Source organism: Clostridium sp. RTP31139st1_H3_RTP31139_211217 (assembly GCF_040227035.1).
Lineage (GTDB): Bacteria > Bacillota > Clostridia > Clostridiales > Clostridiaceae > Clostridium > Clostridium saudiense.
The window spans coordinates 28,448-51,102 of record NZ_JBCOAB010000010.1; the positions used below are offsets into that span (position 1 = coordinate 28,448).

Below are 22,655 nucleotides of genomic sequence, written 5' to 3' on the forward strand. Positions count from 1 at the left end.
ATTTCTTTATTTCATCAACATTATTTTTATTAAAGTAAAAAAATCCTAGGCTATTTTACTTTATACATTATTATAAAAATATGATTGGCCACTTATATTTTTATAATTTTAATGTTTATATATTTATATTTTTCCCCGAATAAATCAAACTAGATTCTGCACACTAATGGTTCTTCAGAATCAACAGATTCTTTTAATTTACTTATCATTTCTGGAATAACTTTATTTAAATCTCCCACTATTGCATAGTCTGCGACCTTCATTATTGGAGCAGTTTCGTCTTTATTTATAGCAATTATCATATCTGATTCTTGCATACCAGCAACATGTTGGATTGCTCCTGAAATACCACAAGCAACATAAATTGTAGGTCTTACTGTCTTACCAGTTTGTCCAACTTGATAATCTCTTTCAATCCAGCCTTTATCTACAGCACCTCTTGATGCTCCAACAACTCCACCTAAAGTTGTTGCCAATTCTTGTAAAAGTGCGAAGTTTTCTTTACTTCCAACTCCTCTACCACCAGCAACTATAACTTTAGCTTCTCCTATGTCAACAATATCCTTATTAGCCTTTACTACTTCAACAACTGTTGTTCTAATATCTGACGCTTCTAATTCAACAGAAACATTTTCTATAGTATAGTTTTCTTTCTTTTCAGTTAATTTAGAAAAAACTCCAGGTCTTACTGTAGCCATTTGTGGTCTATGATTTGGACACGCTATAGTTGCCATTAAGTTACCACCAAATGCAGGTCTTGTTGCAAGTAAGTCACCATTCGTAACATCTACTTCTAAAGATGTACAATCTGCAGTCAATCCAGTTGAAAGTCTAGCTGCAACTCTTGGACCTAAATCTCTACCTATGAAAGTAGCTCCTATAAATAATATTCCTGGCTTTCTTTCATTTGCTAATTCACAAATAACTTTTGTATATCCATCAGTTGTATAATTTTCTAATGCTTCATGTTCAGCTACTAATATTTCATCAGCACCATGTTCTCCTAAAATATCTGCTAAACAAGCAACATTATTTCCTAATAATACTGCAGTAAGTTTAACTCCTAATTCATCAGCTAATCTTCTACCTTCTCCTAATATCTCTAATGAAACCTTTTGTAATTCACCATTTCTTTGTTCAGCAAATACCCAAACGCCGTTATATTCTGATATATTCATCTCCAATTACCCTCCTATTATCTTAGATGTAGTGTTTTTCCTTTAACTTTCCTAAAACATATGCTACTGCTTCTGGAGCTGATTCTTTAATAATTTCTCCTGCACCTTTAGCTTCTTTAGTCATAGATTTCTTAACCTTTGTTGGAGAACCTTTTAATCCTAGTTCTTCAACAGGTATATCAAGGTCTGCCGCAGTCATAATTTTCACTTCTTTATCTACTGTATCGAAGATATATTGAACATTCATATATCTTGGATGATTTAATTCTTCAATTGCAGTTAAAAGCACTGGAGTTTGAACTTTTATTAATTCATATCCATCTTCTAATGCTCTATTTATTAACAATCCATCCTCTTCAACTTTAACACCTTGTACATATGTTACTTGTGGAACACCTAAATGTTCTGCTATTTCAGGACCAACTTGTGCAGTATCACCATCAATAGCTTGTCTTCCACCAAAAATTATATCGTAATCTAATTGTTTAATTGCTGCTGCAATAGTCTTTGAAGTTGCTAATGTGTCAGCTCCCCCAAATGCTCTATCTGTTAAAAGGATAGCTTCATCAGCTCCCATGCATAGAGCTTCTCTTAATGCATTTTTTGCTTGAGGAGGTCCCATACTAACCACAGTTACATGAGCTCCATAGTTTTCTTTTAATTGTAAAGCTGCTTCTAAAGCATGCTTATCTTCTGGATTTATTATTGAAGGAACACCGTCTCTTATAAGAGTTCCTGTTTTTGGATCTATTTTTACAACTGTTGTATCTGGTACTTGTTTTAAACAAACTACTATATTCATTATTAAAAGCCTCCCTCTATCTTAATGCAGCGCCTGCGATAACCATCTTTTGAACTTCAGAAGTTCCTTCATAGATTTCAGTTATCTTAGCATCTCTCATCATTCTTTCAACTGGATATTCCTTAGTGTATCCATATCCACCATGAATTTGAACAGCCTTAGTTGTCACATCCATAGCAACTTCAGCAGCAAATAATTTTGCCTTAGCAGCATCTACTGAATATGGAAGCTTGTTTTGTTTAAGCCATGCAGCCTTATATACTAATAGCTTAGCAGCTTCAATTTTTGTCTCCATTTCAGCAATCATCCATTGTAATCCTTGGAATGCTGATAAAGGTCTACCAAATTGTTTTCTTTCTTTCATATATTTAACAGCTTCTTCATAAGCTCCTTCTGCAATTCCTAAAGCTTGAGCAGCTATACCGATTCTTCCTCCATCAAGAGTTTTCATTGCTATACCAAACCCTTTACCTTCTTTTCCAATTAGATTTTCCTTTGGAACTACACAATTTTCAAATATAAGCTCAGTTGTAGAAGATGCTCTAATTCCTAACTTATCTTCTTTCTTACCAATTGAGAATCCAGGGAAGTCTTTTTCAACTATGAAAGCAGATATGCCTCTAGTTCCTTGAGACTTATCTGTCATTGCAAATACTATAAAGGTATCTGCTACTCCACCATTAGTAATGAATATTTTAGATCCATTTAAAATATAATTGTCTCCATCTAAAACTGCAGTAGTTTGTTGTCCCGCAGCATCTGTTCCTGCTCCCGGTTCAGTTAAACCAAATGCACCTATCTTTTCCCCTTTTGCAAGTGGAATTAAGTATTTTTCTTTTTGTGCTGGTGTTCCATTTTCATATAATAAAGAAGCACAAAGTGAAGTATGAGCTGAAACAATAACTCCAGTTGTTCCACAAACCTTTGATAATTCTTCAACAGTTATGATATATGATAATACATCTCCGCCAGCGCCACCTAATTCTTTAGGAAATGGTATTCCCATCATTCCTAGCTCTGCCATCTTCTTTACATTTTCCATTGGAAATCTTTCTGTTTCATCAATTTCAGCAGCTATTGGTTTTACTTCATTAACTGCAAATTCTCTAACCATTTGTCTTACTAACTCTTGTTCCCTAGTTAATCCAAAATTCATTGCTTTTTTACCTCCCTGCAATACCCTGTTTATGTGTATAGTTACAAGTAAATATGTAAAATACACTTAGCTTATATATTTAAAATTTATTAAATAACACCCTTTTTATAGTTAATAGTTTTGAGTTAATAGTTAAGGAATAAATTCGGCATAGGCCAAATTTTAAAAATATATTTAAGAAACTCCATAAGGAGTTCCTACCAAAACTATTAACTCTTAACTATTCTTAAAGTTCTTTTCTCTTCTTTCTAAGAAAGCTGTCATTCCTTCAACTTGGTCTTCTGAATCAAAGCATTTTCCAAAATCATTTGCTTCGATTTCAATTGCTTTATCTATATCAACTTGCATTCCTCTATTAATAGCATCTTTACAATACTTAACTGCTATTGGTGCATTTGCACAAATAACTGAAGCCATTTTTCTTGCTTCTTCCATTAGGTTTTCTAATGGAACAACTTTATTAACTAAACCAATTCTTAAAGCTTCATCTGCCTTAATCATTGCACAAGTATAAATCATTTCCTTTGCCTTACCTAATCCAACTATTCTAGGCAATCTTTGAGTTCCTCCAAAACCTGGTGTAATCCCAAGACCAGCTTCTGGTTGAGCAAACTTTGCCTTTTCTGAAGCAATTCTTATATCACAAGCCATTGCAAGCTCACATCCTCCGCCTAAAGCAAATCCAGATATTGCTGCTATAACAGGCTTGTCTAAATTTTCTATTCTTCTAAATACCCTATTTCCTAAAAGTCCAAATTCTTCTCCACCCTTGGCATCTAAATCTTTCATCTCGGCAATATCTGCACCTGCTACGAAAGATTTTTCACCAGCTCCAGTTAATATTACACAATATACATTGCTGTCTTGTTCAATATTAGAAATTGCTAGATCTAATTCTCTTAATGTATCAGAATTTAAAGCATTTAATGCTTTAGGTCTATTTATTGTAACTATTGCTAAATTCCCGTCTTTTTCAAGAGTCACATTTTTCAACTCTTCTTCTAAAATTACATTTTTAATTTCCACAAATCCTTCCTCCCTTTTTATACCATAACTCCTCATAAACACCCTGTTCTTTGTTATATAATTAACAAATTAATTAAAAAAAATTCTCTTTTTCCCTTTTCTTTGGTTAGAAGATTCTGAATAATCACAACCTACTTATAATTATAATATCTAATTTTCTCATTTGCAATTAATATTTTACTATTTGGTATATAAATTCCACTTTTTCAATATTTTTCTTAGCATACGTTTACTATTTGAGTTTTATTCTCTTTGTTCATTTGTTAACATGCAAAAAATATATAAATTTATCTTTAATAAAGTATAAATTTTGAATTGAAAAAATACTTGGATTTATAATAATGAAATAGCAAATCAAAATTTTAGCTATAATAAAATTTTGATTTGCTATTTCGTCTAAACTATTTAATTATTTTATTCATCTTTCATTAAGTATACTAATGTTAATAAACTTTCAGAAAGATGTACATTTTCAACTTTAACGTCATTTGGTACAACTAAATCAACAGGTGCAAAATTCCAAATACCTTTTATTCCACCCTTCACCAAAAGATCACAAACCTTTTGTGCATTAATTCTTGGCACGCAAATAATTCCAATGTTAACATTACTATTTTCTAAATAACTATTTAATGTATCAATATCTCTTATTTCTACATCTCTTATCTTCATTCCGATAAGCTTTGGATTAGCATCAAATATAGCCTCTATAGATAGCCCTAATTCGGAGAATCTACTATAATTTGCAATTGCTTGCCCTAAATTACCAGCTCCTATAATGATTCCAGTATAGTCTTTATCTAATCCTAAAATTAAACTAATTTGTTTATATAATTCTTTAACATTATATCCGTATCCTTGTTGTCCAAAGTCACCAAAATTATTTAAATCTTGTCTTATTTGAGATGCTGTAAATCCTATCTTTTCACCTAATTCCTTTGATGAAATTCTATCTACATCATTTCTCATCAACTCTTTCAAATATCTATGGTACTTTGGTAATCTTTTAATTACTGCCATAGAGACACTTTTCTTCTTTTCCATAGTATATGAATCTCCTTAATTTATTCCAATAATTTCCCCATTTATTTAAACTTTGATAATATAATAACATACTTTTAACATTTTTTCTATTAATTTAATAATTATTGAAATTTTTTATTCACATTTCATTTTCTTATTTTATTTAATTATATTAATATTATCATAACAAATTATATAATGAAATTTTAATTTTTCATTTATTATTTTGACCTAAAAACAGAGACTTATGTATAACGTAGCAGATGCGTTATACATAAGTCTCATAAGCATTATATCAGATTTTAAACACCTCTGATATTGCAACAAGAATCAAAGTGATCTTGTACGCCATTCCCTTTTGCCTAAAATTTTCTGGACTTATTATATTATAATTAAAGCTTTATCTTTTGTCAATATTTATCGAATTATCCTCATTGAATTTAATACCGCAAGTAAAGTTACCCCAACGTCTGCAAATACAGCTGCCCACATATTTGTTAATCCAAAGATAACTAATATCATAACAGCTACCTTAATTGCTAAAGAAAAAATAATGTTTTGCCATAATATTTTACTAGTTTTTCTTGATACTCGTATGGCTTCTGAAATAGCTTCTACTTTATCTTTCATTAATACTACATCTGCGGCTTCAATAGCAGCATCTGATCCTACACCACCCATTGCAATTCCTATATCAGCTCTTGCTAGAACTGGAGCATCATTAATTCCATCTCCGACAAATAAAACTTTTCCATTTGCTGATTTTTTGTTTAGTATTTCCTCTACTTTATTAACTTTATCACTTGGCAATAATTCAGCATGAACCTCATCAATACCAATAGCTTTAGCAACCTTATCTGCAACTACTTTGCTATCCCCTGTAAGCATTATAGTTTTCTTAATTCCAACACTCTTTAATTCAGTTAATGCTTCTTTTACATTTTCTTTTACTTCATCAGAAATAACTATATTACCTTTATATTCTCCATCAATTGCTATATGAACTATAGTACCAATAGTGTCAACCTCATCATAAGAAATATTGTTACTCTTCATTAATTTAGAATTTCCTAATAGCACCTTTTTACCTTTTATTATGGCCTCAACACCATGACCAGCAACTTCCTTATAACTTTCAATTTCATTTTTATTAATTTCTTTACCATATGCATTGGCAATTGATAAGGCAATTGGATGATTCGAATTTGATTCACCAATAGCTGTTATTTCTAATAACTCATCTTCACTTATATTTTTAGCGTTTATATTTGTTACTTTAAATACTCCTTTAGTTAAAGTTCCTGTCTTATCGAACACTACTATTTCACTTTCTTTAAGTGCCTCTAAATAGTTTCCACCTTTAACTAGTATTCCTTTTTTAGAAGCTGCTCCTATACCAGAGAAAACTCCTAGTGGAATTGAAACTACTAATGCACATGGACAAGATACAACTAATAGTGATAATGCTTTATAAAGCCACTCTGAAAATGTTGCATCTTTAATCAAAAGAGGAGGAACTATAGCAACTATTATTGCAATAAAAACTACAATTGGAGTATATACTTTTGAAAATTTTGTTATAAATTTTTCTGTTGGTGCTTTCTTATTTGACGCATTTTCAACTAATTCTAATATTCTTGCAACTGTCGATTCACCATACTCTTTATTGACTTTAACCTTTAAAACACCATTGTCATTAATAGCTCCTGATAAGATTTCATCACTTGTCTTAACTTCTCTCGGTACAGATTCACCTGTTAATGCTGAAGTATCTAAAAAACTTGTACCTTCTATAACTGTACCATCTAAAGGAACTCTTTCACCTGGTTTAATTACGATAATCTCTTCTAAATTTACTTCTTCAGGAGAAACTTTAAATTCAATACCATTTCTCAGAACATTAGCATAATCAGCTCTAATATTCATAAGAGAAGAAATAGATTTTCTTGATTTATTTACAGCATATCCTTGGAATACTTCACCTATTTGATAAAATAGCATAACTGCTACGGCCTCTGGATATTCTCCAATGAAGAACGCTCCAATAGTAGCAATGCTCATAAGAAAATTCTCATCAAATACTTCTCCACGAAGAATATTTTTTATAGCTGTTAAAATTACCTCTCCGCCTATTGCTAAATAACTCGCTACAAATAGTATAATAGAAATTTTATTATTTTCATTGTATAATAAAGCAATTGCATATATAATTGCTCCAACTATTAATAGCCAATTATCTTTTAGAATTTCTATTTTCCCATTTGAACTCTCTTCTTTCTCATGACTATGCTCATGAATTTTATCTTTACTACCCTCATGATGATCATTATCTTTTGAACAACAACTACTTGTACATGCTTTTGTCTTATTTTTTATTTCTTTATTATCTATTTTTTCTTCAACTTTTACATGTGGTTCTAATTTTTTTACTATTGATTTTATTTCATTTATTATTTCACTTTTTAAGTTTTCTTCCTTTATTTCAGCAGTTAATACTGTCGTAGAAAAATTTACTGTTGCTTCTTTTACACCATTTATTTTATTAACTTTATCTTCTATTTTATTAGCACAGTTTGCACAATCTAATCCATTTAAAACTAATTTTATTTCCATGTATCTATCCTCCCATTAAATAAATTTAAAAAGTTTATTTTTTATTGATTTTAATCTTATTTATTCAGTAATATGGTGTAATCCTGCATCAAAAATTTGTTTTATATGCTCATCATCTAATGAGTAATAAATTACCTTTCCAGCTCTTCTAAATTTAACAAGTCTTGCTGATTTTAATACTCTTAACTGATGTGAAATGGCCGATTGACTAATATTCAATAAAGCTGATAAATCACATACACACATTTCTGATTCAAATAATGAACATATTATTTTAATTCTTGTGCTATCTCCAAATACCTTAAACAGTTCTGCTAAATCATATAATATTTCCTCTTGTGGTAATTTATCTTTAACTTCTTCAACTACATCTTTATGAATAATATTACATGAACAACTTTCAACTTTATTTTCCATCATAATTTCACTCCTTAGTTTATATTATTTGTATTTAAAATTATTTTATTGATTTTAATACTCTTTCTTTAACGCAAACATATGAATAATTGTTCATATGTTTATATTTCTATTATATGCTTATCCTAGTAATTTAGTCAACTTTTTTTGTAAATTTAAGGACTTCTTGATTTTTATTTGAAATCTATTAGTCTTTTTAAGGTTTAATATATAAAAAAAGGTAGGAAATCACCTACCTTTTCAATTAATATGATCTAAGCTATATCTTTTAACTCACCAGATCTATTTATATTTGCATTATTTTTACTTTTTTTATTTTCTATAAATTCAAAAATTACTTTTTTCAACTGAATTATTAAAGTTGGAATAAATGCAAGTACATAAATTGATACATATTGATTAAACGCTAAATTTTCAACTTCAAATAAATTTTGAAGGAAAGGTACAAATAGTACAGCATTTAATAATACTAACCCTACTCCAAATGCATACCACACATATTTATTAGAGAATACACCTAATTTAAATATTGAACCTTTACCTCTACAGTTAAATCCATGAAATAATCTTGCTAAACACAATGTTGCAAATGCCATAGTTGAAGCTGTTAATGGAGTTTCCTTTGGATTTCCTATATAAAAAGCAACCATTGTAAATATCGCAATTAATAATCCCTCAAATCCAATTCCTAATAAGAAATCCTTATTTAATATAGATTCATTTTTCCCTCTTGGTTTATCCTTTAATAAATCTCTATTTGATTTTTCCATACCAATTGATATCGCAGGTAAACTATCTGTTAAAAGATTTATAAATAGTAAATGAACAGCTGCAAAAGGCATTGGTAAAGCCATTATTGAAGAATATAAAACTGCAATTATTCCAGAAGTATTACCTGATAATAAGAATTTAATAGAATTCTTTATATTATTATATATACCTCTACCATTTGAAACTGATTTAACTATTGTTGCAAAATTATCATCTGTTAATATTACAGATGCAGCATCTTTAGATACTTCTGTACCTGTTATTCCCATTGCAATTCCTATATCAGCTTGCTTTAAAGCTGGTGCATCATTAACACCATCACCTGTCATAGCAACAATTTGCCCCTTATCTTGCCAAGCCTTTACTATTCTAATTTTATGCTCTGGAGATACTCTTGCATAAACAGATATATGTTCAACATTTTCTCTCAATTCTTCATCTGACATTTTATCTATTTCTAATCCTTCGATTGCCCTATCTCCATCTCTTAATATGCCAATTTCTTTAGCAATAGCAGATGCTGTTATCTTATGATCACCAGTAATCATAATTGGCTTAATACCAGCTGTAATACAATCAGCAACAGCTTGTTTACTTTCTTCTCTTGGTGGATCAATCATTGAAATTAATCCTAAAAAAGTATAATCATATTCATCTTCTAATGTTAATTCTCTGACTTCATCTAATTGTCTATAAGCGAAAGAAAGAACTCTTAATCCACTTTCAGACAAACTTCTATTTACATCTAAAATTTCATTTTTATCTTCTAATGTTAATTCCCTAACCCCATCTGATGTCATAATATATTTAACTCTATCTAAAATTACATCAAGAGCCCCTTTTGTAAACATAATATTTTTACCATCTATCTTATGAAGTGTACTCATAAGCTTTCTATCAGAATCAAATGGAATTTCAGCTAATCTATTATACTCATTTCTTAAGTTCAATTCATCAATTTCAATATCATGCCCTAAATTAACTAATGCAACTTCTGTTGGGTCTCCTATTTCTTTTCCTTCTCTTGAGGTTGAATCATTACATAAAATTGAATTCTTAATTAGATATTCTTGAACCTTATTATCTAAGGAAATTTCTGAACCATTAATTAATTTTTTATCTACATAAACTTTTCTTACAGTCATCTTATTTTGAGTTAATGTTCCGGTTTTATCTGAACAAATAATCGAAACAGACCCTAATCCTTCAACCGCTCTAATTTTTTTAATTATTGCATTTTCTTTTGCCATCTTTTGAGTTCCTAATGCTAAAACTATAGTTACAATAGAACTTAATGCCTCTGGAATTGCTGCAACTGCAAGTGCTACTGCAAACATCAAAGAATCAAGTACTGGCATTTTTCTATATAGTGATAACCCAAATACAATTGCACAAATAGCTAATATTATTATTGCAAGTTTTTTACTAAAATCATCTAAGGTAACTTGAAGTGGAGTTTTCTTTTCTTGAGTTTCATCCATAAGAGTTGCTATTTTACCTATTTCAGTTTTCATTCCTGTATTTGTAACAAGTACTAAGGCTCTACCATAAGTTACTAATGATCCCGAAAACACCATATTCTTTTGATCACCTAATGCTACTTCTTCTTTATCAATTTTCTCTGTAATTTTATCTACACTTAATGATTCACCAGTAAGTGAACTTTCATTTACTTGAAGCGAATAACTTTCAATTACTCTTCCATCTGCTGTAATTAAATCTCCAGCTTCTAAAACTAAAATATCACCTGGCACTACATTTTTTGAGTGAATCTCAATCTTACTTCCATTTCTTATAACCTTTGCTGATGGTGCTGATAATGCTTTTAGTGAATCTAATGACTGCTCAGCTTTAAAGTGTTGAACTGTTCCTAATACTGCATTTAATATAATTACAGCAAAGATTACAATAGTACTTTCAACATTATTACTTAACATAGAAATAATTCCTGCAGCAATTAAAATGAATATTAATAAATCTTTAAATTGACTTATAAATACCTGTAATACACTCTTCTTTTTCTTTTGATTTAACTCATTCAATCCATACTTACTTATATTTTCATCTACCTGCTTTTCATTTAGTCCATCTTTTGAAACATTGAATTTTTCTAATATTTCTTCTGTTTCAATTGAAAAATATTTTGACATTGTACATCCTCCCTTATTTATATAATATATCTCTCTTTTTTATAAATAAAAAAAGAGACTCTTAATATAATCCTCAACTTAAGTTATTCTTTACTTAAGGATTATATTAAAAGTCTCGTAACCAAATTGGTATATAACACCAGGCCTATGCCGCGATTGTTGATGTTATATTTTATACTACTCCCCTTTAACAGGTTATTTAATTTCTATATGAGTTATTATATACCTCTTATCATTTATTGTCAACAATTCCCACATAATATTTTTATATATTTTATGACTAGTTTATATCTATTTATAAATATTTATTTGTGAATATTCATAAAAATATTCTTTTTGCATAATTATGAATATATTATATTTAATATATTGTATTTTTATGGTACAATTAATTCATAAACCTACCAGGCAAAAATAGGTTTAAAACAGAGGTAGTCTGCTAGTGCCTCTGTTTTTTCTTTTTATCTCAAAATAGTTTTAAGTTTTAATTTTATTTTTGTAAACGTTTAAAGGAATTTTAAATTCTTTATAGAATATATATGTATAAATACATTTATTTATGGTATTTAGGGTGTATTAAAAATTTTTAAGTGAGGGATTTAATATGGAAGGTATTTATAAACACAATAAAGATTGTTTCGATGTTTACATCAATGATAGAACTACAACAGATACAGATGAATTTTTAGGAAAGGTTTTAAAATACCTAGAAAATAATGGTTTTTCAGTTTCCTTAAAAGGTTTCGATAAATATAATCGTCCATTAGTAGAAATTAATGGAACTCTTCATACAGCAGATAGAAATGCTGCTTGCTGCCTTGTGGAAAGATTTATAAATGTAAAAAATGAAATTAATTTAAATGAAGATTCAGAACGATATAATAAAATAGCTAGCTTTATCCAATAATAATTTCTAATAAACTGACCCTTCTGTTGCTTTTACTGCTTCAGAAGGGTCCATTTATTTTTAATTACATAAGATATTGAATTAATAATGTTGCTAATCCTAGGAAGAAGAAGAATCCTAAAACATCAGTAAATGTTGTAACAAATATTGATGATGCTAGTGCTGGATCTACTTTAAATTTCTTTAAAACAACTGGTACTAAATATCCAGTAATAGTCGCTACTATCATATTTAAAAGCATTGCTACTGATATAATTATTCCAAACATGAAGTTTCCTTCCCAAATATATCCTAATACACCAATTATGAATCCAATAACTACTCCAGTTACTACCCCTACTCCAATTTCTTTAAAGAATACCTTTTTCATATTCTTAAAATTAAGTTCTCCTAAAGCTAATCCTCTAACTATGATAGTAAGTGTTTGAGTTCCTGCATTTCCGCCCATTCCTGTAACTATTGGCATGAATGTAGCTAAAGATACAACTGCTTGGATTGTTCCTTCAAACATTCCAACTACTGCTGCAGCTAAAATTGCAGTTACTAAATTTACAATTAGCCAAGGTAATCTGCTCTTTACTGAATCTTTTAATGATCCATCAACCTTTTCACCTTCGTCAACACCACCTAAACGATGTATATCTTCTGTAGTTTCATCTCTTAAAATTTGCATAACATCATCAAATGTTACTACTCCAAGTAATCTATTTGAATTATCAACTACAGGCATAGTTAAATAACCATACTTTTCAAATCTATGACCTACTTCTTCTTGATCTGTATTATAAGGTATTCCTTCTATCTTTGTATGAATGACATCGGATATTCTAGTATTAAAGTTTTTAGTAACTAACTCCTTTAATGATATTACACCTTTAAGCTTATCAAAATTATCTACTACATATAAATCATAAATATTTTCATTTTCTTCACCATATTTTTGTAAATATTTCAATGTCTCTTCTACTGTCATATTTTCTTTAAGTGCTACAAATTCTGTTGCCATGATACCTGCTGCAGTATCTGGATCATAACTTAATAATTGACGTACTTTTCTTGCATCTTCATCTGTCATCTTTTCTAATATTTTGTTAGCTTTTTCTTCATCTAACATACCTAATAAATCCGTTAATTCATCAGATGACATTTCCTCTACAATATTTTTTTGTTTATTTTCTGAGAACTCCATTAAAATTGAATACTTCTCTTCATCATCAGCTTCATCAATTATATCTGCAATTAAACCTTCTGGTAATCTGTATAAAATATCCTCTTTATCCTCTGGATAATCTCGTAAAACATCTAAAATATCTACCGGGTGTATGCTTTCCACATATTTAATAATACTTGCTTGTGGAGCATGTAATAAAAATTTTCTTAACTCATCTTTATTCATATTTAATTTCATAGCATTTCCTCCTAGTTTTTATACATAGGAAAAAAGCCATCTTTACTTATAATTTTAATGATATATATCCAATTCAGATTATTAGCTACATATCATTAGAACTATATAAGATTGTGGTATAAATGACTATATTCCAATGTATCTTATATTTAGTTTTTTCAATAATTAAATTTTCACTCAGATAAGGGTCCATTTAATACCACCTCCTAAAAATACAAATAAAAAAGACTTTTTGTCTCTACAACAAAAAGCCTGCTACTCACTTACTTCTCAATTTGTAGAGCTTTAGCACTATAAAGCGTAGACATATTCTTCAGTCAGCTACATTAAAAATCACCTTCGCGATGATTTCTGTTGACCCATTGGAATCTCTGGATTTTTCTGGGCAGCAGCATTTTTCTTTATAGGAGCCTCACCTAACAATCTTTATTAACTTTCATTATACTTATATAGTATTCTTATAATTTCAATTTGTCAATTTTTTAAAATGTTTATTGAAAAATTTATAGAATATTAATTATCTTATATAAATTCAATTATACCTTTTCCTAATTTACCAATTCTAGCTAAAGAATACACATCATATCCTTTTTCATCTAAAATTGCTCTTCCTGGTTGGAATGATTTTTCTATTACAATACCAATTCCTCCAACTTTAGCACCAGCTTCTTCTACTAATCTTGCTGCTCCTAAAGCTGCTTCCCCGTTAGCTAGGAAATCATCTATTATTAATACATTATCATCCTTTGATATGTAATTTTTTGATAAAGTTAATTCATAATCTGTCCCTTTTGTAAATGAATGTACAGTAGTTTGATATACTTCACCATTTAATATTTTAGAACTTTGCTTTTTTAATGTAACCATTGGAAGCTCCATTTGCATAGCTGTCATTACAGTTGGTGCAATACCTGAACTTTCAATAGTAAATATCTTTGTAATTCCATGATTCTTATAGTATTCTTTAAAATATGTACCTATTTCATACATTAATCTTGCATCAACACCATGATTTAAAAATGAATCAACCTTTAATACTGTCTCACTTAATGCTCTTCCATCTTGTAATATACGCTCTTTTAAAATTTCCATTGCATTCCCTCTCCTAAACTTACTTAAAAAAAATAACACCTCTAAATATTTAGAAGTGTTGTACATTCTCTATACATATAATTCAAATATAATAACAACACCTCGTAGTCTACTGTTTTACGGTCAGTAGGTAGAAACTTTCGGACCAAATTACCGATTTTATACGAGTATTTTAATAAATTCACTTATTCGTATTATACCACGAACATTAATTTTGTAAATATATTTTTAATTTGTATTCATCAATGTTTCTAAAAGAGTTATACTATTCCTTTTAACTCTAAAAATATATTATTTTTTAACTTCACCTAAAAAAACTATAATTTAATACTTTTCACAAATTTAATTTCTAAATTAAAAACATAGAATTTTATCTAAAAGACCTTATCAAATTATTTATGTAATTCTTAATCACATCTTAATTTGATAAGGTCTATTTATTTTAATATCTACAAATAATTGTTGTATAATCTTCTATATTTTCATAAATAGCTTTAGCAACGCTATATGGCATATTTACACATCCATGAGAACCATTTGTCTTATATATTGATCCTCCAAAGCTACTTCTCCAACTTGCATCATGAAGTCCTATTCCTCCATTAAACGGCATCCAAAAACTTACTGGTGAAGCATATCCATCTCCTCTTAGTACATAATCTTTAGCTTTCCAATCTAATTTATATACACCAGCAGGTGTTGAATGGCCCTGACTAACATTACCAGTTACTACATCTCCTTGAGTAATAACTTCACCATTTTTATAATATATTACTGTTTGATTTGTTAAATCTACTTCAACAAATGTATTAAGAACATATTCATCAGTTGCTTTTGGTGTTTTAAATGTTAATTCCTTTGTATCTGTACCACCACCTTCTATAGCAGAAGTAATATCAGCTATAGCTGTATCTCTATCTAAATAATAAATTCCTGGTGTTGTACTTATTTTTATTGTTTCTCCTGACCATCTAGTAAATGTTCTTGTGCTACCTATATTATCATACTTGTCCCCTAATTGATTTACATACTCTCTAATACTATCTTCATTTAAAGATACATTAAAATCATCATCAATTGTGATCCATTGATTAATCATACTTCCATCAATAACTTCTGAACTTTCATTAATATTAAGTGTTACTTTAGCATTTACATACTTGTCAGCAGTTTTTTTCGCTTTAGTAACAGCTTTTGATTTAGAAGTATAAGTTGGATTTTCATAACAACCTTCATCATCTAAATTCAATATAGAATTTACATTTTGAATATTATTAAATATCTTTGAATTTAATTTATCAATCTTAACTTTATTACCAATATCTTCTTTTACTATTTCATACTCTCCATTTGCATAATTAAGACTAGCATTAACAGGATTTGTTACATTACTTTCATTAAGAGCTTCTAAATTTCCAATAGCTTGATTTAATAAACTTTCATCATAAGAAACTCCTTCAGACACATCATAATTCTTATGTTGGAATATTGATGCTATCCATAAAAATGGATTTTGTTCATCTAAAATATTATTAATAGCTTCAGTAAAATCATATTTTAAATTAATAGCTTCTCCACTTATTGTTTCTGTTTTATCATTTCTTTCTTCTAAAGTAAGTACATATTCATTTGCCTTATTTGCCATTAATTCTTGAGCTGATTTATTACTTTTTCCTGAAATACTTACGCTATTAATTGATGTTCTAAAGAAGAAATGACTATTAAAATATAATGCCATTAATAAGTAAACTCCTAAAATACATGCTAAAATACTTGCAGCAATAATTAATCCCTTATCGCTATTCTTTTTAACTTTACTTTTTGGTGTTTTTATTTCTTTATCTAATTCAACCGTTGCCATTTTAGGGTTATTTTCTATCTCTTTACTTTCTATATCTTTATTGAAAGTATTATTATCTTCTAAAATTTTGTCTATCTCATTTATATACTTTTCATAATCATTAATATTCATCTTATTTGCAAAGTTCTTAATACTTTCTTTTGCTTTAATTATATCTTCATTTGTATCTATACTTAATGTTGCATAATATTCATCTAATAATTTATGCTTATATTCATGGATATTATTATATCCTAAAAATTCTCCCAAATGTTCTATTTGATTTTCTTCATCACCATATTTATATAGTAATGCCTTATATATATTTTCATTATATGGATTAAGTTTTATTATTTCTTCTATGGTGTTAGTTTCTTCATCTTTAGGAATCTCATCTTTTAGCAAAGCTTTTATTAACTCATTGGATTTTTTTATATCTTCTGTTTCACTATACTTATCTACAGAATCAACATTATTATCATTTAAAAAATCAATAATTGCAAAATTAATATTAAATATACTTTCTATCATTGAGTTTATAAGCTTGTCTAATATTTTTTTTGGAATTGTGCATCTATCATTTTTATTATCTGTTTCTATATCCTTTTCCTTTATTTCGAAAGGTGTTTTTATTAAATCTGAATTAATATTTAATTTAGATAATATTAAATTCTCATTGCTATCTTCATCATGTTTATTTTTAATTTCATCTAAAGTCTTTCCCCAAGTGCAGTACTTATTGAAATAATATTCCTTAAAAAAGGTATCATTATCTATATCGCTTATTTCAAATTCTTTTATAATATTTACTGCTATTTTGATATAATTATTTAAATAATTATACCCAAAAGTTTCTCCATCTTTCTTCAACTGATCTAAATCATTAAACCTATTTATACATTCATTTTTAAATGTATCAACTGACTTAAATGCTTCTTGAAGAAACCTTTCTCTTATCTCATTTAATTTAACAAATTTGCTTGAAAAATCGATATCCCCATTTAATATCCTAAAGTTCATACTGCCTCCCATACTTTTAGCACCAAATTTATTAATGCATTATCCCCATTTTTTATTTTTTCACCTTTCATAATAATATTATTCTTTTGTTAATTTATTACAATTTTAACACACTTGTTAATTAATTGGTATCAATATTTTAATTTAAACTTATTTAGCTCTAAAAAAATAAATGACTAAAAGCATAACCTGCATAAATAAATGCAAAATTCCATATTGTAATTCCTATTGTTGAATATAATGAAAACTTAAAAAAATTTACTTTAAATGTACCTACAACTATAGATATTAGTGTTCTAGCTACAGGAATAAGTCTAGATAAAAAGATACCTAAATCTCCATACTTTTCTATATATTTAAATGTTTTATCAATAGGCTTTTTCATTTTAGGAAATTTATTTTCAATCTTATCTATAATGGGATTTCCACAATAATAACCTATTGCATATAAGCACCAACTTCCAAGTAGTCCTGCTATCACTGATGTAATAAGTGTAAATGGAAAATTTAGTCCTCTTGATTTTATAAGTATTCCAGCTGCTGGCATTATAATCCCTGCTGGTAATCCTGGTAAATTTAAATATTCTAAAAAAACTATTCCAGCCAAAAATAAGTAACCATATTTATCCATATATGATAATATATCATTAATATTAATCATTTTCCCCTATCCCTTCTATATAATTATACAGAACAAGAAATTTTAGTAAAGTTTACTAAAAAATTTTTAATTTATATTCTAAAAAATCTCTTTAAACCTTATCTTTTCCATTAAATTTATACTATATTCATTTATATAATAATTCTTTTAAAATAAAATAATTCCCTGTAGAATAAAAAACTTTAACTTTTATTCTACAGAGAATCTCTAATTTTAATACTTTTATGCAGTTACGATATTATTTTCTTCTTCAATTTCATCATTAATCTTATCTTCTTTTAAAACTATATTTAATACTAAAGCTACTATAGTTCCAATAGAAATTCCTGATGAGAATACCATTTTTATTCCTTCTGGTAATTGTCCTATAAAATCAGGTCTAAATGTAACTCCTAATCCTAATCCAAAAGAAGTTGCAATTATTAATAAATTACGTTCTGTAAGCTTTACTTTGCTTAATGTCTTAATTCCTGCAGCTGCTACAGTACCAAACATAACTATACCAACTCCACCTAAAACTGGTTGTGGAATTTGAGTTATTAATGCAGCAATCTTAGGTAAGAATCCAAGTGCAACTAATATTATACCTGCCATAACAGCTACATGCTTACTTGCAACCTTTGTTAACGATATAACTCCAACATTTTGACTAAATGATGTATTTGGGAAAGAACCTACTATTCCACCAATAATACTTCCTACACCATCTGCTAATACTCCAGCACCAACTTGTTCTTCTTTCATATCTATATTAGAACTTTCACCAACAGCCTTTAAGCATCCAACTGTTTCAATAGTTGTAACAAAGTATGCTGGTAAAAATGCTATTACTGCCTTAAAATCAAACTTAACACCATATTCAAATATCTTAGGAATAGAAATCCAACTTGCTTCTTTAACTGCATTAAAATCAACCATTCCTAATGGAATACAAATTATATATCCAATAATCATTCCTATAAGTATAGAAGCACTACTTACTATACCTTTTCCATATCTATTTAATATAAGAGTTATTACTAATACAATTCCTGATATTCCTACATTTTTTAAATTTCCATAATCAGCAGAACCTGATCCACCAGCAGCCCAATCTATTGCAACTGGTAATAAAGTTAATCCTATTAAACATACAACTGTTCCTGTTACTAGTGGAGGAAACAATTTCATTAATGGCTTTATAAAAAAGCTTAAAATTATTTCTAAAAATGCCCCTAAAATAGTTGCACCTATTATTCCTGGTAACCCTAAAACTGAACCAACAGAAATAGATGGTGATACAAAAGTAAAGTCAGTTCCCATTATACAAGCTACTCTAGATCCAACCTTTCCAATTCCCCTAGCTTGTACTATTGTTGCTAATCCAGATGCTAATATCGTTGCACTTATTAATGTTGTCGTAGTCTTAGCATCAAATCCTAATGCACTTGCTATTACTAATGGAACAACTATTATTCCTCCAAATGCCGCGAATATATGCTGAATTCCAAATATAAATTTTTTAGATAAACTAGGATTATCATCTACACCATAAGCTAGTTTAATATCCCCTATAGGACTTTGTTCTTTAATCATTTGTTTTCTTCCTTTCTTTCATGGAGTAATTTACAGACTTAAATTATAAAAAAATAAGCAACACTCAAATTAAATTTGAGGTGCTGCTTAAAAAAATAAAATTCTATTCATCATATGCAACTCCTCGTAGTCTGCTAATTTAAGGTTAGCAGGTAGAAACTTTCGGACCATATTACCGATTATATACGAGATTATTTACTATATAAATTCATTATAATGCGAATGTTACTTATGGTCAACACAAACATTGTTTGTGTTTTACTCATTCCATAACTGTGCTTTATAAATTCCTTTATGTCCAGAAATAAAAAATGATATTATACATACCAACATTGCAAATACAATGTTATTTGCTCTAAAAAGTTCTAAATACATCATAAAGCATGCTATTGGTGCATTAGTTGCTCCTGAAAATACTCCAACAAGCCCTAAAGCTGCACAAAATGCAAATGGCAAACCAAGTATGTGTGATAAAGTTGCTCCAAGTGTTGCTCCTATAACAAATAAAGGAGTAACTTCTCCACCTTGATATCCAGCTCCCAAGCACAATGCCGTTAATATAAGCTTAATAATAAATGCTAAAATGGGCACTTTTCCATAAAAAGCATCATTTAATAATCCTAAGCTTAAATTGTTATATAAATTATTTCTTAAAAACAACGTAGCTATTACCATTAAAGTACCACCAACAAATATTTTTAAATATTTATTTTTACAATACTTTATTAGTTTTTCATTAAACCAATGTGTCATATAAACAAATAATCTACTAATTAATCCAAAACAAATTGCTAATGCAATTACCTTTAAAACATTAATTATATCAACAGCTTCTTGTGCTGGTATTTTATAGTGACTATGTTTAACACCTAAAAACTTCACAACAGAATTTCCCACTAAGGCTGAAACTATAGCTGGTAGCATTGAATTATAACTTAAACGTCCTATATTTGCAATTTCTAAAGCAAATATAGTTCCTGTAAGTGGAGTTCCAAAAACAGATGAAAAACCAGCTGCTACACCACTTATTAATAATACTTTTTTCTCTTCTTCTGAACTTTTTAAAGCTTTAGCTAATGAATTTCCTATAGTTCCACCTATTTGAACCCCAGTCCCCTCTCTTCCTACTGACCCACCAAAAAGATGAGTTAATATAGTTCCAAGAAAAACTAGGGGTGCCATAATAAATTCAATTTTTTCTTTACTTCCATTTATATTTTCAATTATTATGTTATTTCCTTTTTGTGAATTACCACCATACTTGCTATAAAGATAAGTCATAAACATTCCTGAAAAAGGAAGTACAAATATTAATGATTTATAAGCTAAATTTAAATCTATAGCTTTTTCTAACAATATCAAAAATACTCCAATACATAACCCTGAAATTCCACCAATTATTACTGAAACTAATGCTAGCTTTAATATACTTAGCTTGCTCATATTATTCACTCCATTTATATTTTATACTTATTAAAATTCCCTAAGTATAGAAATATATTTATTTAATTGCTGATAGTATCATTCATATTATAATAATGCTAAACATTAAAGCTTTCACATATTGCGCCTCATGTCCAACTCTGATATAATCAAAAATTGTAGGGAATGAAGTTCTCCCTTGATAATTATCAAAACCGCTTATTATAGCTAATGACTTCTACAACTTTTTTTGTTGTAGAAATCATTAGCTTTTTTTTAATTTTTAACTTTATTTTTTCTATTTTGTAATTATAAAGTTTTAATATTAAAATTTAATTTCATTTTTGGAGGATTATTTATGTTAATTAATGTTTTAGTAATTATAATTAGCTTAATACTTATTGGAATATTAGCTAATTATAGTGGAAAATTAGTAGAGTTTATAAAATTACCATCACTTATAGGAATGATTCTACTTGGAATGCTTATAGGACCATCATTTTTAGATTTAGTTCCAAAATCAACCTTAAGTATATCACCCTATATTAAGGATCTTGCCTTAATAACTGTATTATTTATAGGTGGTCTTGGAATAAGTTTAACTCAAATGAAACAAATTGGTAGACCTGCTATTTTATTAAGTATAATTCCTGCAACCTTAGAGGGTCTTACAATTGCAGTTTTATCCATGATATTTCTAAAATTCACATTTGTTCAAGGATCAATTTTAGGTTTTATAATTGCCGCTGTAAGTCCAGCTGTTTTAGTTCCATCAATGGTTGATTTAATTAAAAGAAAAATAGGACAAGATAAAGCAATTCCCCAAATGCTTTTAGTTGGTGCTTCTGCTGATGATACTGTTGCAATAACTTTATTTACGACCTTTTTAGGAGTATATATGTCTTCTGTTAATGGAAGTTCTATTTCTATTGTAAATGAACTTATAACAATTCCTATTACTATTGTTATAAGTATTTTAACTGGTTTATTGCTTTCCGTTTTAACAAAAAAGTTACTAAGATCAATTAATCATAATAGTTTAAGAGTTATTTTCGCCATTACAGTTTGTTTACTAATTAGATTGGTAGAAAATACTTTCCACTTAAAGCTGTTTAATTCTTTATTAAATATAATGATTTACGGATTCTTTTTAAGAGCATTTTTAGATGAATTAGCTCTTAAAATTCAAGATGGAATAAATATTGTATGGAAATATGGAAAGATATATTTATTTGCTTTTGTTGGTATGGCCATTAACCCTTCTCTAGTTGGAGAGTATTTATGGATTGGAATATTAATGCTAAGTATATCTCTAACTGTTAGATCTATAGGTGTTGCTATTTCTTTAATTGGAACTAATTTATCTTTTAAGGAAAGAATATTTTGTATTATAGCTTATTTACCTAAAGCAACTGTTCAATCTGCCAAAGCTGGAATACCTCTTCAAATGGGTGTTGTAGGTGGTGAAGTTATGCAAGCTATTGCTATCTTAAGTGTATTAATTACTGCTCCTATTGGTGCTATCGGAATTAATCTCACTTCACCTAAACTATTAAAACAAAATGATGAATATGAAGAGTTAGTAGTATAATAT

The 22,655-nt window shown here is 28.5% G+C and carries 16 protein-coding genes and 4 riboswitches; of the genes, 2 read left to right on the plus strand and 14 right to left on the minus strand.

What is annotated here, in order from left to right; genetic code table 11:
- Positions 1-149 precede the first annotated feature (149 nt).
- The 8 genes from ABUA17_RS06355 to ABUA17_RS06390 form a co-directional block, all read right to left on the minus strand.
- Positions 150-1,178, minus strand: a complete 1,029-nt coding sequence (locus tag ABUA17_RS06355; protein WP_055275588.1) for an electron transfer flavoprotein subunit alpha/FixB family protein — start codon at positions 1,176-1,178, stop codon at positions 150-152.
- Positions 1,179-1,200: 22 nt separating this feature from the next.
- Complete coding sequence (locus tag ABUA17_RS06360) at positions 1,201-1,980, minus strand: electron transfer flavoprotein subunit beta/FixA family protein (protein WP_195951734.1); 780 nt, start codon at positions 1,978-1,980, stop codon at positions 1,201-1,203.
- Positions 1,981-1,996: 16 nt separating this feature from the next.
- A complete protein-coding gene (locus ABUA17_RS06365; protein WP_042399166.1) occupies positions 1,997-3,136 on the minus strand; it encodes an acyl-CoA dehydrogenase in 1,140 nt (379 codons plus the stop codon).
- A gap of 216 nt (positions 3,137-3,352) precedes the next feature.
- Entirely contained in the window at positions 3,353-4,162 is an 810-nt protein-coding gene (locus ABUA17_RS06370; RefSeq protein WP_242833252.1) for a short-chain-enoyl-CoA hydratase, read from the minus strand.
- 414 nt (positions 4,163-4,576) lie between these two features.
- Entirely contained in the window at positions 4,577-5,206 is a 630-nt protein-coding gene (locus ABUA17_RS06375; RefSeq protein WP_042399163.1) for a redox-sensing transcriptional repressor Rex, read from the minus strand.
- Between the two features lie 396 nt (positions 5,207-5,602).
- Positions 5,603-7,798: a heavy metal translocating P-type ATPase gene (locus ABUA17_RS06380; RefSeq protein WP_195951735.1), complete on the minus strand. Its 2,196-nt coding sequence runs from the start codon at positions 7,796-7,798 to the stop codon at positions 5,603-5,605.
- A gap of 60 nt (positions 7,799-7,858) precedes the next feature.
- Positions 7,859-8,218: an ArsR/SmtB family transcription factor gene (locus tag ABUA17_RS06385; protein ID WP_394805632.1), complete on the minus strand. Its 360-nt coding sequence runs from the start codon at positions 8,216-8,218 to the stop codon at positions 7,859-7,861.
- Positions 8,219-8,469: 251 nt separating this feature from the next.
- A complete protein-coding gene (locus ABUA17_RS06390) occupies positions 8,470-11,136 on the minus strand; it encodes a cation-translocating P-type ATPase (protein ID WP_042399157.1) in 2,667 nt (888 codons plus the stop codon).
- Between the two features lie 604 nt (positions 11,137-11,740).
- On the opposite strand from ABUA17_RS06390, the gene ABUA17_RS06395 reads away from it, so the two are divergent.
- Positions 11,741-12,043 carry a hypothetical protein gene (locus tag ABUA17_RS06395; protein WP_195951412.1) on the plus strand — a complete coding sequence of 101 codons (303 nt, stop codon included), beginning with the start codon at positions 11,741-11,743 and terminating at the stop codon, positions 12,041-12,043.
- A 64-nt stretch (positions 12,044-12,107) separates the two neighbouring features.
- Here the strand turns inward: ABUA17_RS06395 and mgtE are convergent, their stop codons facing one another.
- From mgtE to ABUA17_RS06425, 6 genes are all read right to left on the minus strand, one after another.
- Positions 12,108-13,451 carry a magnesium transporter gene (gene mgtE, locus ABUA17_RS06400; RefSeq protein WP_042399153.1) on the minus strand — a complete coding sequence of 448 codons (1,344 nt, stop codon included), beginning with the start codon at positions 13,449-13,451 and terminating at the stop codon, positions 12,108-12,110.
- 267 nt (positions 13,452-13,718) lie between these two features.
- Positions 13,719-13,882, minus strand: a riboswitch (M-box (ykoK) riboswitch).
- 91 nt (positions 13,883-13,973) lie between these two features.
- Positions 13,974-14,543, minus strand: a complete 570-nt coding sequence (locus ABUA17_RS06405; protein ID WP_042399150.1) for a xanthine phosphoribosyltransferase — start codon at positions 14,541-14,543, stop codon at positions 13,974-13,976.
- 85 nt (positions 14,544-14,628) lie between these two features.
- Positions 14,629-14,730, minus strand: a riboswitch (purine riboswitch).
- A 255-nt stretch (positions 14,731-14,985) separates the two neighbouring features.
- Entirely contained in the window at positions 14,986-17,403 is a 2,418-nt protein-coding gene (locus ABUA17_RS06410) for a L,D-transpeptidase family protein (protein ID WP_055291592.1), read from the minus strand.
- Between the two features lie 160 nt (positions 17,404-17,563).
- On the minus strand, positions 17,564-18,034 hold the full coding sequence (locus tag ABUA17_RS06415; protein ID WP_243276509.1) for a DedA family protein: 471 nt from the start codon (positions 18,032-18,034) through the stop codon (positions 17,564-17,566).
- Between the two features lie 252 nt (positions 18,035-18,286).
- Positions 18,287-19,639 carry a uracil-xanthine permease family protein gene (locus ABUA17_RS06420; RefSeq protein WP_042399147.1) on the minus strand — a complete coding sequence of 451 codons (1,353 nt, stop codon included), beginning with the start codon at positions 19,637-19,639 and terminating at the stop codon, positions 18,287-18,289.
- Between the two features lie 107 nt (positions 19,640-19,746).
- Positions 19,747-19,848: riboswitch (purine riboswitch) on the minus strand.
- 49 nt (positions 19,849-19,897) lie between these two features.
- Complete coding sequence (locus ABUA17_RS06425; protein ID WP_042399145.1) at positions 19,898-21,082, minus strand: chloride channel protein; 1,185 nt, start codon at positions 21,080-21,082, stop codon at positions 19,898-19,900.
- A 152-nt stretch (positions 21,083-21,234) separates the two neighbouring features.
- Positions 21,235-21,309: riboswitch (Fluoride riboswitch) on the plus strand.
- 110 nt (positions 21,310-21,419) lie between these two features.
- Here ABUA17_RS06425 and ABUA17_RS06430 point away from each other — a divergent pair.
- A complete protein-coding gene (locus tag ABUA17_RS06430) occupies positions 21,420-22,652 on the plus strand; it encodes a cation:proton antiporter domain-containing protein (protein ID WP_172676142.1) in 1,233 nt (410 codons plus the stop codon).
- Positions 22,653-22,655: the final 3 nt, after the last annotated feature.